At 71.3% G+C, this 20,960-nt stretch carries 17 protein-coding genes and 1 pseudogene; 5 read left to right on the forward strand and 13 right to left on the reverse strand.

Annotation, left to right across the window (positions count from 1 at the left end):
- Nucleotides 1-5: 5 nt before the first annotated feature.
- From AC07RM_RS14745 to AC07RM_RS14780, 8 genes are all read right to left on the reverse strand, one after another.
- Nucleotides 6-1,658: a PqiB family protein gene (locus AC07RM_RS14745; protein WP_093342013.1), complete on the reverse strand. Its 1,653-nt coding sequence runs from the start codon at nucleotides 1,656-1,658 to the stop codon at nucleotides 6-8.
- Entirely contained in the window at nucleotides 1,655-2,383 is a 729-nt protein-coding gene (locus AC07RM_RS14750; protein WP_495335035.1) for a paraquat-inducible protein A, read from the reverse strand. The genes AC07RM_RS14745 and AC07RM_RS14750 overlap by 4 nt, the downstream gene beginning before the upstream one ends.
- Complete coding sequence (locus tag AC07RM_RS14755; protein WP_093342014.1) at nucleotides 2,380-3,018, reverse strand: paraquat-inducible protein A; 639 nt, start codon at nucleotides 3,016-3,018, stop codon at nucleotides 2,380-2,382. The genes AC07RM_RS14750 and AC07RM_RS14755 overlap by 4 nt, the downstream gene beginning before the upstream one ends.
- Nucleotides 3,019-3,038: 20 nt before the next feature.
- Complete coding sequence (locus AC07RM_RS14760) at nucleotides 3,039-4,478, reverse strand: MFS transporter (RefSeq protein ID WP_296782672.1); 1,440 nt, start codon at nucleotides 4,476-4,478, stop codon at nucleotides 3,039-3,041.
- Nucleotides 4,478-5,695, reverse strand: a complete 1,218-nt coding sequence (locus tag AC07RM_RS14765; protein ID WP_208512690.1) for a multidrug effflux MFS transporter — start codon at nucleotides 5,693-5,695, stop codon at nucleotides 4,478-4,480. The genes AC07RM_RS14760 and AC07RM_RS14765 overlap by 1 nt, the downstream gene beginning before the upstream one ends.
- 70 nt (nucleotides 5,696-5,765) lie before the next feature.
- Nucleotides 5,766-7,061 (reverse strand): LLM class flavin-dependent oxidoreductase, encoded by a 1,296-nt coding sequence (locus AC07RM_RS14770; RefSeq protein ID WP_495335239.1) that lies wholly within the window; start codon nucleotides 7,059-7,061, stop codon nucleotides 5,766-5,768.
- Between the two features lie 32 nt (nucleotides 7,062-7,093).
- Nucleotides 7,094-7,963: a CmcJ/NvfI family oxidoreductase gene (locus AC07RM_RS14775; RefSeq protein ID WP_495318266.1), complete on the reverse strand. Its 870-nt coding sequence runs from the start codon at nucleotides 7,961-7,963 to the stop codon at nucleotides 7,094-7,096.
- Between the two features lie 17 nt (nucleotides 7,964-7,980).
- Nucleotides 7,981-8,790 (reverse strand): SDR family NAD(P)-dependent oxidoreductase, encoded by an 810-nt coding sequence (locus tag AC07RM_RS14780; protein WP_495335036.1) that lies wholly within the window; start codon nucleotides 8,788-8,790, stop codon nucleotides 7,981-7,983.
- 281 nt (nucleotides 8,791-9,071) lie between these two features.
- On the opposite strand from AC07RM_RS14780, the gene AC07RM_RS14785 reads away from it, so the two are divergent.
- Complete coding sequence (locus tag AC07RM_RS14785; protein ID WP_093342022.1) at nucleotides 9,072-10,370, forward strand: MFS transporter; 1,299 nt, start codon at nucleotides 9,072-9,074, stop codon at nucleotides 10,368-10,370.
- A 6-nt stretch (nucleotides 10,371-10,376) separates the two neighbouring features.
- Here AC07RM_RS14785 and AC07RM_RS14790 read toward each other — a convergent pair whose 3' ends face one another.
- The 3 genes from AC07RM_RS14790 to AC07RM_RS14800 form a co-directional block, all read right to left on the reverse strand.
- Entirely contained in the window at nucleotides 10,377-10,616 is a 240-nt protein-coding gene (locus AC07RM_RS14790; protein WP_296782680.1) for a hypothetical protein, read from the reverse strand.
- A gap of 125 nt (nucleotides 10,617-10,741) precedes the next feature.
- The gene (locus AC07RM_RS14795) at nucleotides 10,742-11,365 is read right to left on the reverse strand and encodes a pyridoxamine 5'-phosphate oxidase family protein (RefSeq protein WP_495335037.1); all 624 of its coding nucleotides are present in this window, start codon (nucleotides 11,363-11,365) and stop codon (nucleotides 10,742-10,744) included.
- A complete protein-coding gene (locus tag AC07RM_RS14800) occupies nucleotides 11,362-12,564 on the reverse strand; it encodes an MFS transporter (RefSeq protein WP_495335038.1) in 1,203 nt (400 codons plus the stop codon). The genes AC07RM_RS14795 and AC07RM_RS14800 overlap by 4 nt, the downstream gene beginning before the upstream one ends.
- A gap of 78 nt (nucleotides 12,565-12,642) precedes the next feature.
- Here AC07RM_RS14800 and AC07RM_RS14805 point away from each other — a divergent pair, with 78 nt between their 5' ends.
- Complete coding sequence (locus tag AC07RM_RS14805; protein ID WP_495335039.1) at nucleotides 12,643-13,545, forward strand: LysR substrate-binding domain-containing protein; 903 nt, start codon at nucleotides 12,643-12,645, stop codon at nucleotides 13,543-13,545.
- Between the two features lie 63 nt (nucleotides 13,546-13,608).
- Nucleotides 13,609-14,842, forward strand: a pseudogene (locus tag AC07RM_RS14810) (MFS transporter).
- Here AC07RM_RS14810 and AC07RM_RS14815 read toward each other — a convergent pair.
- Nucleotides 14,835-15,290: a hypothetical protein gene (locus AC07RM_RS14815; protein ID WP_495335040.1), complete on the reverse strand. Its 456-nt coding sequence runs from the start codon at nucleotides 15,288-15,290 to the stop codon at nucleotides 14,835-14,837. The pseudogene AC07RM_RS14810 and the gene AC07RM_RS14815 sit on opposite strands and share 8 nt — an antisense overlap.
- A gap of 38 nt (nucleotides 15,291-15,328) precedes the next feature.
- Complete coding sequence (locus tag AC07RM_RS14820) at nucleotides 15,329-17,008, reverse strand: NAD(P)H dependent flavin oxidoreductase family protein (protein WP_495335041.1); 1,680 nt, start codon at nucleotides 17,006-17,008, stop codon at nucleotides 15,329-15,331.
- Nucleotides 17,009-17,213: 205 nt separating this feature from the next.
- Here AC07RM_RS14820 and pdxR point away from each other — a divergent pair, with 205 nt between their 5' ends.
- Both pdxR and AC07RM_RS14830 read left to right on the forward strand, forming a co-directional pair.
- Entirely contained in the window at nucleotides 17,214-18,575 is a 1,362-nt protein-coding gene (gene pdxR / locus AC07RM_RS14825) for a MocR-like pyridoxine biosynthesis transcription factor PdxR (protein ID WP_495335240.1), read from the forward strand.
- Between the two features lie 108 nt (nucleotides 18,576-18,683).
- Complete coding sequence (locus AC07RM_RS14830) at nucleotides 18,684-20,960, forward strand: DNA/RNA non-specific endonuclease (RefSeq protein ID WP_495335042.1); 2,277 nt, start codon at nucleotides 18,684-18,686, stop codon at nucleotides 20,958-20,960.

A 20,960-nucleotide genomic window follows, 5' to 3' on the forward strand; every position in this document is an offset into this window, starting at 1 on the left:
CTTCGTCATTTCTTGTCGTCCGGTTTGCCGCGCAGCAGCGATTCGGGATGGCGTTCGAGGTAGTCGGTCAGCACGCGCACCGAACCGGCGGCGCGCGTGAGCTCCTGCAGCATCTGGCGCGTGTCCTGCTGCAGCGGCGAGTCGTCGGCCAGCGTGCGTTCGGCCGAGTTCACGGTCTTGCGCACGTCCTTCATGGCCGCGGCCAGTTCGGGCGTCACGTCGTTGTTGATGCGGCTCACCGTCTGCTCGGTGGCGGTCAGCGTCTTGTTGAGCGTGGCCAGCGTGGTGCGCAGGTCCTGCGCGATCTGCTCGTAGGGCACCTTGTTGAGCTTGCTCGCGATCTCCTGCACCTGCGACTGGATCTCGTCGAGGCTGTTGGCCATGGTCGGCAGCTCGATCGGGCTCTTGGTCAGGTCGATCTTCGCGGGCGGTGCCTTCGGGAAGAAGTCGAGCGCGACATAGACCGAGCCCGTGATCAGGTTGCCGTTGCGCAGCTGCGCGCGCAGGCCCTTCTCGGTGAGGAAGCGCAGGCGCTCCTGCTGCGAGAAGCGCGGCTCCTTCTCGTTCGTGCGATCGACGCTGCGGCGGCGCAGCCGGTCGGGATAGATCTGCACCAGCACCGGCATGCGGAACTCGCGCTCGGCGCGGTCGAACTCGACGCCGATCGACTTGACCTCGCCGATCACCACGCCGCGGAAGTCGACCGGCGCGCCCGGCACCAGGCCGCGCAGCGACTGGTTGAAGTACATCAGCAGGGTCTGCGAGGGGCCGTCGGGCTCCTTCATCGCGGTGACCTCGTCGGGCGCGAGCATGAAGGCGGTGTTCTCCTTCGCGAGCGGGCCCATGGCGTCTTCGGGCGCCTGGAACGCGATGCCGCCGAGCAGGATGGTCGCGAGCGACTGGGTGCGCAGCGTGAAGCCGCTGGCGCTCAGTTGCGCGTCGATGCCGCTGGCCTGCCAGAAGCGCGTGTTGACGCCCACGAACTTGTCGTAGGGCGCGTTGACGAACACGCGCAGCGTCACGCCGCGGCCATCGCCGTCGAGCTCGTAGGCCGCCACCTGCCCCACCTTGATGCGGCGGAAGTACACGGGCGAACCGACGTCGAGCGAGCCGATGTCGGCGGCGCGCAGCAGGAACTGCTGGCCCGAGTCGTCGCGCGTGACGATGGGCGGCGCCTCCAGGCCCTTGAACTCGCCCGAGGTCTCCTTCGACACGCCGGCGTCGGCGCCGATGTAGGCGCCCGACAGCAGCGTGTTCAGGCCCGAGATGCCCGAGGTGTCGAGCCGCGGCCGCACGACCCAGAAGCGCGAGTCCTCGGAGGTGAAGCCCTCGGCCTCCTTGTTGAGCTGCACCAGCACGCGCACGTGCGAGCGGTCGCGCGCCAGCCGCAGGCTCTGCACCAGGCCGATCTGCACGTCCTTGTATTTGACGGCGGTCTTGCCGGCCTCGAGGCCCTCGGCGGTCTTGAAGGTCAGCACGATCTCGGGGCCGCGCTCCATCAGGATGCGCGCCACCAGCATCACGCCGACCAGCGCGGCCACGATCGGGATCAGCCAGATCAGCGAGGGCAGCCACTCGCGGCGGCGCTTGACCTGCGGCCTCGGCAATGGCGGCGCGGATGGCGCCGGTCGGTCTTGCGGTTGTTCTTCTTCACTCATGCTGCTTGTTCTTCCCTGTTCTCGAAATTCTCTTGCACGGCCTGTGCCTGCCGGCTGTCCCAGGTGAGCTTCGGGTCGAAGCTCAGCGAGGCCAGCATGGTCAGCACCACCACCGAGCCGAAGGCCGCGATGCCCACGCCCGCGGTGATCACCGCGAAGCCCTGGATCTGCACCAGCCCGGTCAACAGCGACACCACGAACACGTCGAGCATCGACCAGCGGCCGATGATCTCGATGATGTGATAGAGCTTGGCCCGCTCGTGCTGCCGCCAGGTGCTGCCGCGCTGGGCCATCACCACGAGCAGGAATAGCACCGCCAGCTTGAACAGCGGCACCAGGAAGCTCGCGATGAAGACGATGGCCGCGAGCCCGTAGGCGCCCGAGACCCAGAAATAGATCACCCCGCTGAGGATGGTGTCGTACTGCGCGCCGAACAGCGTGCGCGTGATCATCACCGGCAGCAGGTTGGCCGGGATGTACATGATGCAGGCCGCGATCAGGAAGGCCCAGGTGCGCGTGAGGCTCTGCGGCTTGCGCGTGTGCAGGTGCGTGCCGCAGCGCCCGCAGGCGTCGCCCTCCTGCGCGTCCTGCCAGACGGCCGCGCAGTGCGGGCAGGCCAGCAGGCCCAGCGAGGCGGCGGTGACGACCGGCGCGTCGGCGTGCGGCTCGTGCCCGGCCGGCTCCGGCTCGGGCGGGCGCGCGCGGCGCAGCGAAGGGAACTTCATGCGGAAGCCCTCTCCTCGTCCTCGTCGCCGGCGGCGCGGAAGGTCATTTCCCAGAACGCGCCCGGGTTGAACGACAGCACCGCCGTCAGCGTGACCGTGAGCGCCACGAAGGCCCACAGCGCGGGCCCGGGCACCACCGTCGCCATGCTCGAGAGCTTGACCACGGCCACCAGCACGCCGAGCAGGAACACCTCGATCATTCCCCAAGGCCGCAGCGACTGCATCAGCCGCACCAGGATCGCGAAGCCCAGCGGCCGGTGCTCGCGCCGCAGCGGGATCAGCAGGTAGACCAGGATGCACAGCTGCAGCAGCGGGAACAGGATGGTGGTGGCCAGCACCAGCAGCGCCACCACCGACATGCCCTCGGCGCCGAGCACCACCACCGCGCCGGCCAGCGTGGTCTGGCTGCGCAGGCCCTGCAGCTCGATCTCGACGATCGGGAACAGGTTGGCGATCGCGAACATGATGAGGCTGGTCACGGTCAGCGGCAGGATGCGGCTTTCCTGCGCGCCCGGATGGCGGCCGATCTCGGTGCCGCAGCGCGCGCAATGGGCGACCTCGCGCGGCTGCAGTTCGGCGCGGGCATAGACCGCGTCGCAGCCGGGGCATACCACCGTATCAGGTACTTCCTTCATGGGGCCGTACCCTAACCTATTCAGCCCGCGTGTCCCGTCGTCCTGAGCCGCAAGCTGCTGAAGATTGCGGCGATACCGGCACAACAGCCGGCCAGCACCAGCGCCACCACCGGCCCGTGGCCGCCATGCGGGCTCCAGATGCTGAAGACGCCGGCCAGCACCACCGCGCCCAGGGTCTGGCCCGTGAGCCGCGCCGTGCCGAGCATGCCGCTGGCTGCACCGCTTCGGTGCGCGGGCGGCGAGGTCACGATGGTGTGGTTGTTCGGCGACTGGAACAGCCCGAAGCCCAGCCCGCACAGCGCCATGCGCCAGGCGATGTCGGCATTGACCGGGTGCGCCGGCAGCAGCGCCAGCGAGAACAGGCCGGCGGCCATCAGCCCCAGGCCGATGCCGCCGAGCAGCCCGTCGGGATAGCGGCCGATCAGGCGGCCGGCCAGCGGCGCCATCGCCACGATCGCCAGCGGCCAGGCCGTGATCAGCAGGCCGGCCTCGAAATGGCTGCGGCCGTAGACGTCGAGCAGCAGGAACGGCAGCGCGATGTAGGCCAGCATCTGGGCGCAGAAGGCCGCCACCGAGGTGCCCATGGAGAGCGCGAACACCGGGATGCGCAGCAGGTCGATCGGGAACAGCGGCACCGCGAGCGAGCGCTGCCGGCGCAGGTAGACGAAGCCCACCGCCACGCCGGCCAGCAGCGTGAGCCAGGCGCTCAGCGGCGGGCCGCCCGCCTCCACCCCGCCCTCGCGCACGCCCAGGCGGTCGACGCCGAGGAACACCAGCGAGAACATCAGCACGTTGAGCGTCACGTCGATCGGCGAGAAGCGCAGGCCCGCGGCCGGCGCCACGCGGTTGAAGGGCAGCGCCTTCATGCCGAGCGCGAAGGTGACGATGCCCAGCGGCACGTTGATGGCGAACAGCCACGGCCACGAGGCCACCGACAGGATCGCCGCCGCCACCGAGGGCCCGGCCACCGAGGAGGTGGCGACCACCAGCGAGTTGATCGCCATGCCCTTGCCGAGCTGCGAGGACGGATAGGTCAGCCGCACCAGCGCCGCGTTCACGCTCATGATGCCGGCCGCGCCCAGGCCCTGGAAGGCGCGCGCGGCGATCAGCGTGGTCAGCGAGTTGGCGAAGGTGGCGGCCGCCGAGGACAGCGTGAACACCGCCATGCCCACCAGGTAGACGCGGCGGTAGCCCACCAGGTCGCCCAGCGAGGCCAGCGGCAGCAGCATCACGAGGATGGCGATCTGGTAGGCGTTGACGACCCAGATCGACTGCGAGGCGCTGGCGTTGAGTTCGCGCGCGATGCCCGGCAGCGCGAGGTTGACGATGGTGCCGTCGAGCACCGAGACGATCAGCCCGAGGATGATCACCAGCATCGACCAGCGCCGCGCGGGCTGGTCGAGGCCGTCGATGACGCGCGCGCCGCCCTCGGTGCCCACGCTGGCCGCCACGCTGCTCATCAGGCCTCCTGCACCCGGCGCGCCGGTTGCGTGCCGCGGTCGCCGCCCAGCGTGAGCCAGGTCAGCACGCCGGCGATCAGCGCGCCCGCGGCCATGCCGGTCACCATCGGCAGCGGGCCGCCGTCGGTGAAGGCACCCACCACCGCCATCGCCACCGCGCCGGTCAGCATCTGCAGCGTGCCCAGCAGCGCCGAGGCGGTGCCGGCGATGGCGCCGTGCATCTCGAGCGCCAGCACGCCGGTGGTCGGGATCACGAAGCCCATGAAGCCCGAGGCGATGAAGTACAGCACGATCATCACCCACAGGCTGTCGCCGCCCATGGCGTAGTAGGCGAACATGGCGACCATCGCCACGCCGCAGCCGGCCACGCCGAACTTCACCAGCCGCGCCAGGCCGAAGCGCTCGCCGAGCGCGCCGTTGAACTGCGAGGCGCCGAAGAAGGCGGCCGCGTTCACGCCGAAGGCCACGCTGTAGAGCGCGGGCGACAGGCCGTAGTGGTCGATCATCACGAACGAGGAGTTCGCGAGGTAGGTGAAGAAGCCCGCCATCGCGAAGCTGCCGATGAACACCAGGCCCAGGTAGTGGCGGTCGCGCAGCAGCAGCCAGTAGGCCGAAAGCGCGCTGCCGATGCTGCTCTCGACGCGCTCCGAGGCCGGCCGGGTCTCGGCCAGCAAGGTGGCCATCATCGCGAGGCCGGCGACGGCCGCGATGGTCACGGCCCAGAACACGCCGCGCCAGCCCGTGACCGCGATCACGCCGCTGCCCACCAGCGGCGCGAGGATCGGCGAGATGCTGAACACCAGCATCAGCAGCGACATCAGCCGCGCGGCATCGGTGCCGGTGTGCAGGTCGCGCACCACCGCGCGCGGGATCGCCATGCCGGCCGCGGCGCCCAGGCCCTGGATGAAGCGCAGCGCGATCAGGGTCTGGATGTCGGTCGCCAGCGCGCAGCCCACGCTGGCGATCGCGAACACCGCGAGGCCCGCGTACAGCGGCGGCTTGCGGCCCACCATGTCGGAGACCGGCCCGTACAGCAGCTGGCCCGCGCCCAGCGAGATGAAGAAGGCCGTGAGGCTCATCTGCACCGCGCCGATGTCGGCGCGCAGGCTCTGGCCGATGGCCGGCAGGGCCGGGAGGTACATGTCGATGGCGAAGGGACCGATGGCGGAGAGCAGGCCCAGCAGCAGGGCCATGCGGAAGAAGGGAGAGGAACGCATTGGAGCGATTGTCGCCAATGCGCCGCCCGCGCGCCGGCGGCGCGCCCAGTGTCCCCTCGCCCCGGCCCCGCTAATCTTGCGAAAAGAAACGGTTGACCGGCCGCGGCAGGCCCAGGTTCTCGCGCAGGGTACGACCTTCGTATTCCTGCCTGAAGATGCCACGGCGCTGCAGTTCGGGCACCACGCGGTCGACGAAGGCATCGAGCCCGCCGGGCAGCCAGGGGAACATCACGTTGAAGCCGTCGGAGCCCTCGCTCTCGAGCCATTCCTGCATCTCGTCGGCGATGGTCTGGGCCGTGCCGACGAAGGCCAGGCCGCCATAACCGCCCAGGCGCTGCGCGAGCTGCCGCACCGTGAGGTTCTCGCGCCGGGCCAGCTCGATCACGCGCTCGCGCCCGCTCTGGCTCGCGTTGGTGGGCGGCACCTCGGGCAGCAGGCCGTCGGGGTCGAAGCTGGAGGCGTCGTGGCCCAGCGCGATCGACAGCGAGGCGATCGCGCTGTCGTAGTGCACCAGGCTGTCGAGCTTGGCGCGGATCGCCTTCGCCTCGTCGACCGTGTCGGCCACGATGGTGAAGGCGCCCGGCAGGATCTTGAGGTGCTCGGGGTCGCGCCCGAGCTTGCGCATGCGCGACTTGACGTCGGCATAGAAGGCGCGCGCGTTCGCCAGCGTGCCCGGCGCCGCGAAGATCAGCTCGGCCGTCTCGGCCGCGAGCTGGCGCCCGGCCTCCGAGGCGCCGGCCTGCACGATCACCGGCCAGCCCTGCACCGGCCGCGCGATGTGCAGCGGCCCGCGCACCGACAGGTGCTCGCCCTTGTGGCCCAGCACGTGCAGCTTGGCCGGATCGAAGAAGCGGCCGCTGTCGACGTCGCGCACGAAGGCGTCGTCGGCCCAGCTGTCCCACAGGCCGGTCACCACGTCGTAGAACTCGCGCGCGCGGTCGTAGCGCGCGTCGTGCTCCATGTGGTCCTCGCGGCCGAAGTTCAGCGCCGCGTCGGGGTTCGAGGTGGTCACGATGTTCCAGCCCGCGCGGCCCCCGCTCAGGTGGTCGAGCGAGGCGAAGCGGCGCGCGATGTGGAACGGCTCGTCGAAGGTGGTCGAGGCGGTGGCGATCAGCCCCAGGTGCCGTGTGTGCTGCGCCAGCGCCGACAGCAGGGTGAAGGGCTCGAACGAGGTGGCCGTGTGGCTGCGCTGCAAGGCCTCGATCGGCATGTTGAGCAGCGCGAGGTGGTCGGCCATGAAGAAGGCGTCGAAGCGCCCGCGCTCCAGCGTCTGCGCGAGCTGCTTGAGCCGCTCGAAGTTGAAGTTGGCGTCGGGCCAGGCGCCCGGGTAGCGCCAGGCGCCGGTGTGGATGCTGACCGGGCGCATGAAGGCGCCCAGGCGCAGCTGCTTGCGCGCGCTCACGGCTTGTCCCAGAACACCAGCGCGCGCAGCTCGATGCTGCGGCGTGGCGGCGCCTCGGGCGAGCCGGTCGGGTCCTCGAAGGCCGTGTGGGCCGTGAGCCGCGCCGTGCCGTCCTCGCGCGAGTCGAAGATCTTCAACAGCAGCGCCTCGTCGGGCCGCAGCCGCGGGAACCAGTACCAGCGGTGCTTGGGGTTCCAGGTGAAGGAATAGGTCTCGCCCACCTTGTCGGGGTAGATCAGGTCGCTGGGCACCAGGTCCGCCGGATCGATGGAGCGCGCATCGCACAGCGCGAGCGGCAGCCGCTCCACCGTGGCCAGCGGCCGCCACAGGTTGACGATCGCGAAGCGCTTCGCGAGCCGCTCGGCCGCTTCGTCGGGCGGCAGGTGGTCGGTGACGCGGCGCCGCGCCGAGGCCGGCGTCTGGTCGTCGTGCACGCGGCGCACCGGCTCGCGCAGTTCCGAGGTGCGGCGCGAGCCCTGGGCGCTGTCGCGCAACGTATGGTCGAACACCACGATCTTCTCGGCCCCGGTCACGTCGCGCAGCAGCGCCTCGGACTCGCGGTAGTAGATGTCGCGGATGGTCGCGTCCTGCGAGAAGTCGGCCAGCACGCTGCGGTGCGCGATCTGGGTGAAGCCGCTGCGGTCGAGCGAGAGCTCGCGCAGCGCCACCAGCGGGCGGCCGTCGCGGATGGCCACGCGCCGCGCCTCGAGCTCGCCCGTGACCCAGGGCGTGCCCGGCGGCGGCTCGAAGGTGTAGCTCGCGGGCCGGCCCTGGCCCGGCTTCAGGTAGTTGAGCTCGGCCTCGACCGACGGCAGGGTGGCGATGAGCGGATGCTCGTGCGGACTGAATGGCGATGCGGAACTCATGCGCTCCTCGTTCTGAATCAGAAGGGTTCCTTGAACGGCCGCAGGTCGAGTTCCTGCGTCCAGGCGCTGCGATGCTGGGCATGCAGCTGCCAGTAGCTCTCGGCGATGGCATCGAGCTGCAGCAGCCCGTCCTCGCCGGCCTGCGCCGCGCGTTGGGGCGCCCCGCTGCGCAGCCGCTCGCCGTCGATGCCGCCGTCGATCACGACATGGGCGACGTGGATGCCCTGCGGCCCGAACTCGCGCGCCAGGCTCTGGCTCAGCGAACGCAGCCCGGCCTTGGCGGCCGCGAAGGCCGCGAACGGCGGCTTGCCGCGCAGCGCGGCGGTGGCGCCGGTGAACAGCAGGCTGCCGCGCCCCGCGGGCGTGGCGCCGTCGAAGGGATTGGCCAGCAGGCCGCGCAGCGCCTCGCGCGCGAACACGAAGCCGCCGAGCGTGCTGGTGCGCCAGGCCTGGGTGAACTGCTCGACCGAGATCTCGAGCGTGGGCGCGCGCGCCGCGCTGGAGGCGTTGAACACCGCCACCGACAGCGGCCCGAGCGCGCGCACGCGCTGGCCGACGCCGTGCACCTCGGCCTCGCTCGCCACGTCGGCCGCGAAGGCATGGGCCGTGCCGCCCGCGGCCGCGATCTCGGCGGCCACGGCCTCGAGCTGCTGCGGCGTGCGGCCGGTCAGCGCGACGACCAAGCCCTCCTGCGCGAAGCGCCGCGCGAGCGCGGCACCAAGGCCCGCGCTCGCGCCGACGCCCGCGATCCAAGCGACGGAGGGACCCCGGGAGGCCGTGGGTTCGGCGGGGGAGGAAGACGGGGAGGAAGCGGCGTTCGTGGACATCGGGGCGGGTCGCAAAGCGTGGATCGTCACGAAGGCTATACCCGCGCCCCGGGGGCCGGAACGATGGAAAAGCGATAACCATATGCGCGAACCGGTCGAGTCCCGGGCCCGATGCAGGCCGGCCGCGGAAGGTGCACAAGCGCCCTGCCCCGTGCTTTCCCGCCTCGGTCATTTCCGTGTCAGGAATACCGGCCCGGCCGGCCTAACATGGTCCGGCGGCCGGCGACGGCCGCGGCTTTCCTCAACGCCTCCCATATCACACACACAACAGGAGACAACACGTGAATCCGATCGAGCAGAGAACCATCTCGAAGATGAGCTGGCGGCTGTTGCCGCTGCTCATGGTCAGCTACTTCATCGCCTACCTCGACCGCGTGAACCTCGGCTTCGCGGGCGCCGCCATGTCGAAGGACCTGGGCTTCAGCGCGGCCGTGTTCGGCAGCGCGGCCGGCATCTTCTTCATCGCCTACTTCCTGTTCGAGGTGCCGAGCAACATGGCGCTCGAGCGCTTCGGCGCGCGCCGCTGGATCGCGCGGATCATGTTCAGCTGGGGCATCCTGTCGGCGGCCCAGGCCTGGGTCGGCGGCTCGACCAGCTTCAACGTCGTGCGCTTCCTGCTCGGCATCGCCGAGGCCGGCTTCTTCCCCGGCGTCATCTTCTACATCACGCTGTGGTTCCCCTCGGCCTACCGCGCGCGCATCGTCGGCTGGTTCATGTTCGCGATCCCGATCTCCACCGTGATCGGCTCGCCGATCTCGGGCTTCATCCTCAACATGGACGGGATGGGCGGCATGCACGGCTGGCAGTGGCTGTTCATCCTCGAGGCGATCCCCTCGCTGATCCTGACCTTCTTCGTGCTGTTCTACCTGCCCGACGGTCCGAAGGACGCGAAGTGGCTCACGAACGAGGAGCGTACGTGGCTGCAGGGCACGCTCGACGCCGAGCGGCGCAACCGCGAGTCGATCAACCAGATCTCGTGGAAGCAGTCGCTGCTGAACCCGCGCGTGATCGGCCTGGGCTTCGTCTACATGGGCATCACGGTGCCGCTGTACGGCCTCAGCTTCTTCCTGCCGCAGATCATCAAGGGCTTCGGCGGGCTGGGCAACGTGGAGATCGGCTTCATCAACGCCTTCCCCTACCTGGTGGGTGCGATCGCGATGCTGTTCTGGACCCGCGCCTCCGACGCGCGCAAGGAACGCAAGTGGTTCCTGCTGATCCCGCTGGCCTGCATCTTCGTCGGCCTGGTGCTGGCGGCCGAGACCAGCGCGCCGGTGCCCAAGATGGCGGCCGTGACGCTCGCGGCCTTCGGCATCTTCAGCGCCCTGCCCACCTTCTGGACCCTGCCCACCGCGATGCTCAGCGGCACCGCCGCGGCCGCGGGCATCGCCTGGATCAACTCGATCGGCAACCTCGGCGGCTACATCGGCCCGACCATCTTCGGCACGCTCAAGGACCGCATGGGCAACGACATCTACGCGGTGATCTTCCTCGCGCTGCTGGCGGCCGTGGCCTTCGTGCTGGTGCTGATCATCGGCCACGACGCGCGCACCGAGCAGGCCACGGCGCCCGGACGGGCCTGAGACCGTTCAGGCGCCGGCGCGCAGTTCCGCGCCGGCCAGCCGCGTCGCTTCCGCGGCCTTGGCGGTCTCGAGCTGATGCCAGGCCTCCCAGCACTCCTTCGAGCAGCAGGGCCACCAGCCCAACGGCCCGACCACCGCCACCTCGCCGCAGCCGTTGCCGCACCAGCGCAGCACGAAGGACTTGGAGCGGCGGCGCGGCGCGGCGGGTGGCTGCAGGGATTCGAACGGGGAATGACCGGGGTGCATGGGCGGGGCTTTCTTCTGTCTTCGAGGGGCCGGAACGGGTCCGACCTCCTGAAGACGAACGAAGGCCCCCAAACCCTCAGTCTTCGAAGAAATATTTTTCGGGCCGCCCCGCCGCGCGCTGTTCTTCAGTACAGCGTGGCCTTCTGCCGCGCCGGCAGCTCGCGGTCGTAGCTCGCGCCGTCGAAGGCGGCATCGGTCAGCGCCGACAGGATCGCGCCGGGCGTGGGCACGTCGGGCCGCGCCTCGTCGGGCCGCGGCGCCCACAGCCGCGAACGCTGGATCGCGCGCGCGCACTGGAAGAACACGGTCTCGACCGCGATCTCGATCACGCACTGCGGCGCCTTGCCCTCCACCGCGAAGCGCGCGAGCAGCGCGGGATCGACCGTGAGCCGCGCGCGGCCGTTGACGCGCAGGGTCTCGCCCACGCCCGGGATCAGGAACAGCAGCGCCACGCGCGGATCGGCCACGATGTTGCGCAGGCTGTCGATGCGGTTGTTGCCGCGGCGCTCGGGCATCCACAGCGTCTTCGGGTCCTTCACCGCCACGAAGCCCGGCGGATCGCCGCGCGGCGAGGCATCGAGGCCGTCCGGCCCGAGGGTGGCGAGCACCGCGAACGGCGAGGCCGCGATCAGCGCCCGGTAGGACGGATGCAGCCAGTCGATCTCCTTCTTGAGCGAGGCTTCGCCGGGCTGGCCGAACAGGGCCTGGAGCTGGGCCAGGGTCTGGATCGCGTGCGGGTCGTGGGTCATGACGGTCGATGGTGAAGGGAATCCGGGGATAGCTCGAGTTTCGCGGCACTGCGCCCGCAGGCGATGGCCATGCCGGCCAGCAGCGCCGCCGCCACACCGTAGATCCAGGCCGACGACGCAATGGGCAACAGCAGCCCGGCCAGCACCGGCCCCGCCCCCGCGCCGATGTCGCGCCAGGTCGAGCGCGCGGCCAGCGCCTGCACGCGCTCGGGTCCGGGCGTGCGGTGCGCGACGATGGGCGCGATCAGCGGCAGTTGCAAGGCGCGCAGCACCACGATCAGCGCCGCGCAACTCCAGAGCCAGCCCAGGCCGAAGCCCACCAGCGCCAGCGCCGTGAGCAGCGACAGGCTCACCAGCAGGCGCTCGGCGCCGAAGCGCTCGGCCATGCGGCCGCCCACGGGACTGAGCGCGATCTCGGAGAAGTAGCGCAGCGCCATCAGCACGCCGGCCACCACCACCGCCGCGCCCGGCAGCAGGTCCTTGCCGAGGTACGACAGGCCGACGATGAACAGGCCGTCGAGCGCCAGCCCTTCCATGAAGGACCAGCCGTCGAGGCTGTTCGGCCGCTGGAAGCGCTTGGCCGCCACCGCGACCGGATGCGGCGCCGTCGGCAGCCGGCGCGCGGCCAGCAGCCCGAGCAGCGCCACCGCGGCCAGCAGCCAGAAGATGGTGCGCGGTCCGCTCCAGTGCGCGAGCACCGCGCCCAGCGGCAGCGCCACCACCGGCCCGAGCGCGATGAAGGCGCGCGAGCGGCCGCTGCGGCGCGCGGCGCCCACGGGGTCGGCCGTGGCCAGCGCCTGCGTCGAGAGGTTGAAGGCCGCGAAGCACAGGCCCCAGAGCAGCCGCAGCGGCAGCAGCGCCCACAGCCCCGAGAGCGTGGCATAGCCGAGGCAGCACAGCACCGCGCCCGCGACGGCCAGCGTGCAGGTGCGGCGGTCGCCGTGGCGCGCATAGAAGTCGGCCACCCAGCCATAACCGGCGATGCGCACGAGGCGGTTGGCCGCCAGCAGCAGCCCCGCCTCGGCGAGCGTGACGCCGAACTGCGCGGCATACATCGGCAGCAGCAGGTAGAGCACCACGTCGCCCGGCAGCGCGAGCCCGAGCGAGAGCGCGGCGTGGCGGGAGTTGCGGTCGGTGGTGGAGACGGAGGCCGCGAGGGTGGCGGGGACGGAAGCGGAGCGGCGGGAAGAAGAAGACATCGAGCCCGCATCGTGCGCCCGCGGAGGCCGCGCCGACAAACGACATTAACGCGCCGCATGCGTGACAAAATCGCACGCATGCCGTCCCGCGAGCCTCCCCTGAACGCCGTGCGCGCCTTCGCGGCCGCGGCGCGCCACCTGAGCTTCACGCGCGCGGCGCACGAGCTGCACGTCACCCACAGCGCGATCAGCCGCCAGATCAAGGGCCTCGAGGCCTTCCTCGGCGTGGCGCTGTTCGAACGCCGCATCCGCCAGGTCGCCTTGACCGCCGAGGGCCAGCAGTTCTTCGCCGAGGTCGAGCCGGCGCTGGCGCAGATCGGCGCCGCCGCGCGTGCCTTGCAGGCGCAGGGCGCGGCGCGCACGGTACGCATCAACGTGCGGCCCTCGTTCGCGGTGCGCTGGCTGATCCCGCGCCTGCCCTCCTTCGTCGAGCGCCATCCGGACATCGAGCCGCAGGTGGTCACGAGCACCGTGATGCCCGAGCAGGTGGCCGACAGCTTCGACATCGCGGTGCGCCGCGGGCTCGAGGGCTGGCCGGGTGCGATCGCGGTGCAGCCCTTCCTCGAGGACGAGGTGCTGGTGGTCGGCGCGCCCGCGCTGTTCAAGGCCCATCCGCTGCGCGACCTGCGCGCGCTGGCCGCGCACGTGCAGTTGTCGGCGCGCACGCGCAAGGAGGACTGGGAGGCCTGGAAGAAGCAGGTCGGCGCGCCGCGCGTGCGGCCGGCCGGGCGGCTGCAGTTCGACCACCTGCACTTCGTGCTGCAGGCCGCGGTCGACGGCCTGGGCATCGCGCTCGCGCCGACTTCGCTGGTGTCGCACGACCTGGCCGCGGGCCGGCTGCAGTCGCCGCTGCCCGCGCTGCGCATGCGGCTCGAGCGCTACTACTACGGGCTCGCGCCGGGCGCGGCGCCCGAGGCGCGGCAGGTGGCGGACTGGTTCGAGGACATGCTGCTGGCGCAGCAGGCCGAAGCCGCGGGCTGAGGCCCGTCTTCACGGGTCCGTTTTCGGCCAGCCCGATGCGGGGCGGTCCGTGACCATCGGGTCATGTCCTCCACCCTGCCCCGCCCCTTTCTCCACCTGGCTCACGCGAACCTCGCGGCGCAGTCCGCCGAGCAGCTCGGCCTGGCCGCGGTGCCGCTGGTCGCGGTGATGGCCTATGGCGCGGGCGCCGCCGAGACCGGGCTGCTCGCGGCCGTGCAGACCCTGCCCTTCCTGCTGCTCGCGATGCCGCTGGGCCTGCTCGCCGATCGCATGCCGCGCCGGCACCTGATGCTGCGCGCCGAAGTGCTGCGCGCGCTGTCGCTCTTGCTGATGCTCGCCGTGCTGGCGGCGCCGTGGTCCGCGCGCATGGGTATCGCGGGCATGGCGCTGCTGGGCTTCATCGGCGCAATCGGCACCGTGGCCTTCAGCGTCGCGGCCCCGGCGCTGGTGCCCGAACTCGTGCCGCGCGAGGCGCTGGCGCGCGCCAATGGCCGCATCGAGCTGGCGCGCAGCGCGGCCTTCGCGGCCGGCCCCGCCGTGGCGGGCGCGCTCGTGGCCTGGACCGGCGCGGGCGCGGCCTTCGTGCTGGCGGCGGCGCTGTCGGCCGCGGCCGTGGCCCTGCTGTGGAAGCTCCCCGAGCCGGCGCGCCGCATGCCCGCCGCACGCCATCCGTGGACCGAGCTGCGCGAAGGCGCGCTTCGTGCTGCGCCATGCCTGGCTGCGGCCGATGCTGCTGACCGGCGCCATCTTCAACATCGCCTGGTTCGTGCTGCAGGCCGGCTATGTGCCGCATGCGGTGCGCGCGCTCGGCCTCGGCGCGCAGGGCGTGGGGCTCACGCTCGCGATGTATGGCGCGGGCATGGTGGCGGGCGCGCTGCTCACGCCGCGCATCGCCGCGCGCATGAGCCCGGGCCGCGCGATCCGCGTCGGCCCGTTCAGCGCGGTGCTGGCCGCTGTGTTGATGGCGTCGACACTGCGGTGGCCCAGCGCCGGGCTCGCGGCCTTGTCGCTGTTCGTGTTCGGCGCCGGGCCGATGGTGTGGACCATCAGCTCGACCACCCTGCGCCAGGGCGTGACACCCGCGGGCATGCTGGGCCGCGTCTCGGCCGTGTTCCTCACGGTGAATGCCGGCGCGCGGCCCGTGGGCGCGGCGCTCGGCGCGGGGGCCGGCGCGCTCTGGGGCGAAGCCGGCTGCCTGCTGCTCGCGCTCGCGGGCTTCGTGCTGCAGGCCGCCGTGATCGCGCTCGCGAAGCTCGATGCCGCCCCCTCGGACGCGGCGTTGCGCAGCCCTACTTGAGCGTCGACCAGACCATCGCGCGGCAGCCGGGCTGGTTGGCGGGCGGCAGCAGGTCGCAGTTGCGCAGCGCCTGGCGCTGGTTGTCGTTCATGCGGTCGTAGCGATCGCGGTCCCGGTCGCGTTCGCGCTCCCAGCCGCCACCGCCGCCATAGCGGCGCGGGTCTTCCGAGCGGCGGCGCGATTCGATGTCCTGCAGGTTGTCGCGGTCCTGGCGCGAGAGGTTCTCGTTCTGCAGGCAGCGCGCGTAAGCCGGGCTTTCGGGGCGGAAGCCATAGGCCATGCAGTTCTGCTCGTCACGCATGCGCTGCTCGCGCGCATGCTCGCCCGGCGTCACGCAGCCCGCGAGCAGCGCGCCCGCGGCAACGGCCGCGAGCGCGAGGCGCGGCGCGGAAGAACGGAAGGCGCGAAGAAGAGAAAGCGGTCGGGGTTCGATACGGTTCACAGTCATTGCCGAACTCTAGGCCGCAGAGTTAGGAATGATCTGAATCAATTCTTAAGAAGCACGTCCTCGAAGAAGGCACCGATCGGCCGTTCGAGATCGCGCACCTGGACCTCGAGCACCCAGATGCCGTCGCCCGGAACGAAGTCGGCCTCGGCCAGGCGGTGCTTGCCGTAGAGCGCATGCGGAAAGTCCGAGACCCGGTGGCCGGCCGTCTCGCGCACCAGCGCGCAGCCATGCGTGCGCGCAAGCTCGCTCGCGAAGTCGTAGAGCGCGGCGCCGCTCAGACCCTGCCGCCAGGCGTTCTGCGCGCGTTCGAAGATGTCGCGCGCCGCGCGCGTGACGCGCTCGTGGTCGGCATCGGCGCCGCGAACGAAGGTATCGCCGTAGTCGCCCTCGTAGCCGTCCCAGACCGGACCCAGGTCGACGGTGTAGACGTCGTCCTCGCGCAGGCGCCGCTGGCGATCGACCGGCTCGCGCGAGGTGCGTTGCGTGTCGGGCCCGAAGCGCACATAGGTCGGATGCCAGTTGTAGGCGGCGCCGAGTCGGCGCAGATGCCGGTCGGCGACCGCGATCGCCTCGCCCGTGGTCATGCCGGGCTCGATCAGCGCGGCGATCTGCGGCAGCGCCTCCATCGAGCGGCGGCGCGCCTCGAGGATGCCGTCGCGCGTGAACGTGGCGCCCACCTTCTCCCAGGGATGGCGCGCGGCCTGCTTCGTGCTCGGCAGAAACACCTCCGAGACGAAGCGCGCCTTCGGCAGCCCCTCGGCCTGCAGCAGCGCGCGCGCATCGCGCACCATGGCCGGATTGCCGCAGGCATAGACGATGGTCCGCGCCCAATCGTGCGCGGCCTTCGATGCCGCGTGCTGCACGTGCTGCCTGCCTTCCGCGCGCGAAGACGGCACCGCGGTCCAGCGAAAGCCCGCGTGCACGCGCGCCATCTCGTCGAGCCATGCGGCCGCATAGCAGTCGTCGGCCTCGGCCACGCCCCAGTAGAGCGACACCGTGCGGAACGCCCCGCTCGCGAGCGCCGCCTGCAGGATCGGCCGAACGCCCGCGAAGCCGGTGCCGGTGGCCAGCAGCACGAGGTGGTCGACCTCGTCGGTGGGCGCCTGCCAGACGAAGGCGCCATGGGGCCCTTCGAGCTCGAGCAGGTCCGCGGGCCGCAGCGCCGCGAGACGCTGCTCGGTGAACAGGCCGCCCGGCATGCGGCGGATGTGGAACTCGAGCCGGTTCGCTTCGCCCTCTTCCGTCGGCCGGTTGGCGATCGAGAAGCTACGGCGCTCGCCCTCCTCGAGCACGAACTGCGCATGCTGCCCGGGCGCGCAACGGAACGGCTCGGCGCTCTGCAGCTCGACCACGAGCCGCGTGACCTTGGCCGTGAGCGGCTCGCAGATCAAGACCTTCGCGGAGTGCCGCGATGGCGCGAGCGCCGGCGCGCTCCAGTGCGCGAAGCGCAGCCGCAGGTCGCTGGTGGCACGGCACTGGCACATCAGCAGTTCCCCCGCGTCGACCTGGTAGGCCGCCTCCGAGGGCGGCGCGATGCGCTCGACGTCGCCCTCGAGCAACTGCGCGCGGCACGAGCCGCATTCGCCGCGCTTGCAGGAGAACGGCACGGCCACGCCCTGCGCCAGGGCCGCGTCGAGCAGGCTGCCCGCGCCATCGAGGGGGAATCGCGGGCCGTCGGGCGCGAGGGTGCAGAAGAAGTGCGTGGGGTTCGTCGTCATGGGAAGCTTCGTGGGTGGAATGCCTTGGACGCGAATCTAAATAGAATGTGGCCTTGCTTGTAGATCCATTTCGGAGAAAGCGATAAGGCCACTTTCCAGCCCCCCGCAGGCCCGGCGCACGCCATCGAGCCTCGATCTCGCGACGGAACCGCCGCGTGAGGGCGAGGCCAAGCAGGCCTGGATCTACCGCTAGATCCGCGCCCGCATCCTCGACGGCGCGCTGGCCAAGGGCGCGCGCCTGCCCTCGACCCGGCAGCTCGCGCAGCGCTGGCAGGTGTCGCGCGTGACCGTCGACGCGGCCTACGACCAGTTGCGCAGCGAGGGCTACCTGGTCAGCCGGGCCGGATCGGGCACCTACGTGGCGGCGCAGGTGCCCGACCGCTTCTTCGAGGCCGGCGACGCGAAGCGGCGCCCGGCCACGCCCCGTACGCGGCCGGCCTGGAAGACCGACATGGCGCCGCTCGCCGCCACCGAGGCCCACCAGGCCTTCATGGCACGCGTGGCCGATCCGGCGCTGTTCCCGCTCGATCTCTGGCGCCGCACCTTGCAGGCCAGCGCGCGGCGCGTGACCGCGGCACAACTGGCCGACGACGATCCCTTCGGGCTGCCGGCATTGCGCGAGCAGATCGCCGGCTACCTCGGGGTGGCGCGCGGCATCGCCTGCGAGGCCGAGCGGATCGTGATCGTCTCGGGCATCCGCGAAGGGCTCGACCTCTGCGCGCGGCTGCTGCTGGCGCCCGGCGACAAGGTGCTGCTCGAGGACCCCGGCTACCTGCATGCCGCGCCGATCTTCGGCCACCACGGCCAGCAGCTGATCCATGTCCCGATCGATGCCGAAGGCTTCTCGGTCGCGCAGGCGCGCCAGCATGCGGGCGCGCGGCTCGCGCATGTCACGCCCGCGCACCAGTCGCCCAGCGGCCTCACGATGCCGGTGTCGCGCCGGCTCGAACTGCTGTCGTGGGCCGAAGCCGCGAAGGCCTGGGTGGTCGAGGACGACTACGACAGCGAGTTCAGCTACGACAGCGCGCCGCTGCCGGCACTCAAGAGCCTCGATGCCGCCGACCGCGTGATCCACTGCGGCAGCTTCAACAAGACCCTGTTCGGCGCGCTGCGCATCGGCTACATGGTGCTGCCGCGCGCGCTGGTCGCCGACTTCCGCCGCGCCTGCCACATCGCCGGGCGCTCCACCGGCGTGATCGAGCAGATGGCGCTGGCCCGCTTCCTCGAGAGCGGCGACTTCGCGCGCCACGTGCGGCGCGCGCGCATGGTCTACGCGCAGCGGCGCGACCTCGTACTCGGCGGCCTGCGCGCGGCGCTCGATCCCGCGCGGCTGCATGTCACCGGGGAACACGCGGGCTTCCACCTCGTGTGGTGGCTGCCGCCGGACATGGCACTGGTGCCGTTCCTGCGCGCGGCCTCGCAGCGCGGGCTGCGCTTCCAGGCGATCTCGGATTTCTGCCAGCGCAAGGACCTGCCGCCGGGGCTGGTGATCGGCTACACGGCGATGGACGACGAGGCGCTGCGCCAGCACGTCGACGAACTGCGGCGGCTGATCCAGAACGCCTGACGCGGCCGTGCCTTTGCATCGTCCTGTCATCAAGGCCCTCTAAAAGGCGAGCGAGACGGTCCGCGAATCCGCAATCGCCGCCGCCCCCGCGGCCAGTTGGAGGAGAACATGAACGAGCCCGCCCACATCGGTGTCGCCGCGCGCCAGCGCATCCAGCAGCAGGCCGAGCAGATCCAGCGCTCGCTCGACGCGATCGGCGCCGGCCGGCCCGGCGATGCCGAGCCCGAGATGCTGCGCCGCAGCGCCGTGCTGCAGCGACGGATCGGCCTGCCGGTGCAGGAGGCCGCGCGCGAGGCGCCGCATTCGGGCGCGGAAAAGGTCTGGGGCAAGACGATCGACTTCGTCGATGTCGCGTTCCTGCAGCGCGGCGCCTATGCGGCGCGCGCCGTGGCGCGGATCGTGACGCGCGACGGCCAGGGCCTCGGCACCGGCTTCATGATCTCGCCCGTGCTGTTCCTCACCAACAACCACGTGATCGGCTCCAAGGCCGATGCGGCGGACCTGCTGGTGGAGTTCGACTACGAGCGCGACCTCGCGGGACGCCCGCGCGTGCCCACGCGCTTCGCCTTCGCGCCCGAGGCCTGCTTCCTCACCAACGACCAGGACGACCTCGACTACACCGTGCTGGCGGTCGGCGGCCGCCTGAGCGGCTCCGGCACGCTCGCGGGCTACAGCTTCCTGCCGATCTCGGCGGCCCGCGACAAGCACCAGCTGGGCGACCACGCCAACATCGTCCAGCACCCCGACGGCCGCATGAAGGAAGCCGTGCTGCGCGAGAACCAGCTGGTCTCGCGCGCGAGCACCACGCTGCACTACGTGGCCGACACCGAGCCGGGTTCCTCGGGCTCGCCGGTCTTCAACGTGCTGTGGCAGGTGATCGCCCTGCACCACTGGGGATCGCCGCACCGCGACCTGCTCGACCAGAACGGAAAGCAGATCGCCAAGACGGTCAACGAGGGCATCCGGATCAGCGCCATCGTGACCGACATGAACACGCGCAAGAGCGGCCTGCCGGCGCGCGAGCGCGAGAAGATCACCGAGGCCATCGCCGCGGGCCTGGACCCGCAGGTGGTCTCGTCCGTCGAGTCCGCACCGACCATGGCGCATGACGCTTCGCTCGGTGCATCGGTCGACGTGGCCAGCGATGGCACGGCGACCTGGACCATCCCGCTGCGCGTGAGCGTGCAGCTGGGCGGCTACCCGGCCCGCAACGGATCGCCGACGCCCGCGCAGGACGCCGCGCCGCAACCGCATGCCGACGCGGCGCCGTCGAGCACCGGCGAAGAGGCACGGGTCCAGGTCGATCCGGACTACGGCAACCGCGACGGCTACCAGCCCGACTTCCTGCCCGGCGTTGCCGTTCCCCTGCCCAAGCCGCGCGGTGCGGCGGCCCTGCGGGCGGTCTCCGTCAACACGCGTCCCAAGGCAGGCCGGCCCAAGTACGAGCTGCCGTACGAGCACTTCAGCGTGGTGATGCACAAGAAACGGCGGCTGGCCTGCTTCACCGCCACCAACATCGACGGGCGCCTCGCCAAGAGCTACGACCGCAGCACCGGCGTCATCGCTGCCTTCCATCCGGGCGAGGAGGAAACGGACGAGGCCCCGGAGGCCAGCGAGCTCTGGTTCATCGACCCGCGCATCCCCGAGGAAGAGCAGACCCCGCCCGCGCTGTACGCGGGACAGACGGCCTACGACGCGCAGGGCGCGGCCATCGTCGACAAGCGCAAGGCGGACCACGCGAACCGGATCTTCCAGCAAGGCCACCTGACGCGCCGGCAGGATCCGCTCTGGGGGCCGGACGACATCGTCGTGCGCGCCAATGCCGACACCTTCCACGTGACCAACCGGTCGCCGCAGGTGGGCTTCTTCAACATGGGCAAGAGGAAGCCGGGCGCCGAAGCTGCCGCGCACGCGGGCGGCACGCTGTACTGGCGCGCGCTCGAGGACTTCGCGCTCAACAACGCGGTGGCGGACCAGGCGCGCGTCAGCGTGTTCACCGGACCGATCTTCGACGACGAGAACGACATTCCCTGGGATCGAGGCATGCCCGAGATGGCCGGGTTCAAGGCACCGCGCGAGTACTGGAAGATCGTGCTGCGGGTGGAGGACGGCCAGCTGCGGGCGACCGCCCTGTGCATCGACCAGACGCCGCTCATCGACTACGTGCCCGAGGCCACTCTGTCCGAAGCGGCCTTGGCGCACGTGAGCTTCGAGAAGGTGAAGCGCTACCACGTGAGCATCGCGGAACTGGAGCGCAGGACCGCGCTGGATTTCGGCGCGAAGGTGCGTGGCGCCGACACCCATCAGGGCGGGGAGCGGCGCGAGGTCGCTTCCTTGAGCCAGCTGCTGAGCGTTCCGCGCGCGCCGGGCCGCCGGCGCCGCTGA

The organism is Variovorax sp. GW821-FHT09B05 (genome assembly GCF_059418265.1).

Bases quoted from the DNA above. Each gene is read 5' to 3' on its own strand.
- AC07RM_RS14830 (WP_495335042.1), top strand. From the start codon at position 18,684: ATGAACGAGCCCGCCCACATCGGTGTCGCCGCGCGCCAGCGCATCCAG.
- AC07RM_RS14745 (WP_093342013.1), bottom strand. From the start codon at position 1,658: ATGAGTGAAGAAGAACAACCGCAAGACCGACCGGCGCCATCCGCGCCG.
- AC07RM_RS14820 (WP_495335041.1), bottom strand. From the start codon at position 17,008: ATGACGACGAACCCCACGCACTTCTTCTGCACCCTCGCGCCCGACGGC.
- AC07RM_RS14770 (WP_495335239.1), bottom strand. From the start codon at position 7,061: ATGCGCCCGGTCAGCATCCACACCGGCGCCTGGCGCTACCCGGGCGCC.
- AC07RM_RS14815 (WP_495335040.1), bottom strand. From the start codon at position 15,290: ATGACTGTGAACCGTATCGAACCCCGACCGCTTTCTCTTCTTCGCGCC.
- AC07RM_RS14775 (WP_495318266.1), bottom strand. From the start codon at position 7,963: ATGAGTTCCGCATCGCCATTCAGTCCGCACGAGCATCCGCTCATCGCC.
- AC07RM_RS14800 (WP_495335038.1), bottom strand. From the start codon at position 12,564: ATGTCTTCTTCTTCCCGCCGCTCCGCTTCCGTCCCCGCCACCCTCGCG.
- AC07RM_RS14760 (WP_296782672.1), bottom strand. From the start codon at position 4,478: ATGAGCAGCGTGGCGGCCAGCGTGGGCACCGAGGGCGGCGCGCGCGTC.
- AC07RM_RS14795 (WP_495335037.1), bottom strand. From the start codon at position 11,365: ATGACCCACGACCCGCACGCGATCCAGACCCTGGCCCAGCTCCAGGCC.
- AC07RM_RS14780 (WP_495335036.1), bottom strand. From the start codon at position 8,790: ATGTCCACGAACGCCGCTTCCTCCCCGTCTTCCTCCCCCGCCGAACCC.
- AC07RM_RS14755 (WP_093342014.1), bottom strand. From the start codon at position 3,018: ATGAAGGAAGTACCTGATACGGTGGTATGCCCCGGCTGCGACGCGGTC.
- AC07RM_RS14765 (WP_208512690.1), bottom strand. From the start codon at position 5,695: ATGCGTTCCTCTCCCTTCTTCCGCATGGCCCTGCTGCTGGGCCTGCTC.
- AC07RM_RS14750 (WP_495335035.1), bottom strand. From the start codon at position 2,383: ATGAAGTTCCCTTCGCTGCGCCGCGCGCGCCCGCCCGAGCCGGAGCCG.
- AC07RM_RS14805 (WP_495335039.1), top strand. From the start codon at position 12,643: ATGCCGTCCCGCGAGCCTCCCCTGAACGCCGTGCGCGCCTTCGCGGCC.
- AC07RM_RS14790 (WP_296782680.1), bottom strand. From the start codon at position 10,616: ATGCACCCCGGTCATTCCCCGTTCGAATCCCTGCAGCCACCCGCCGCG.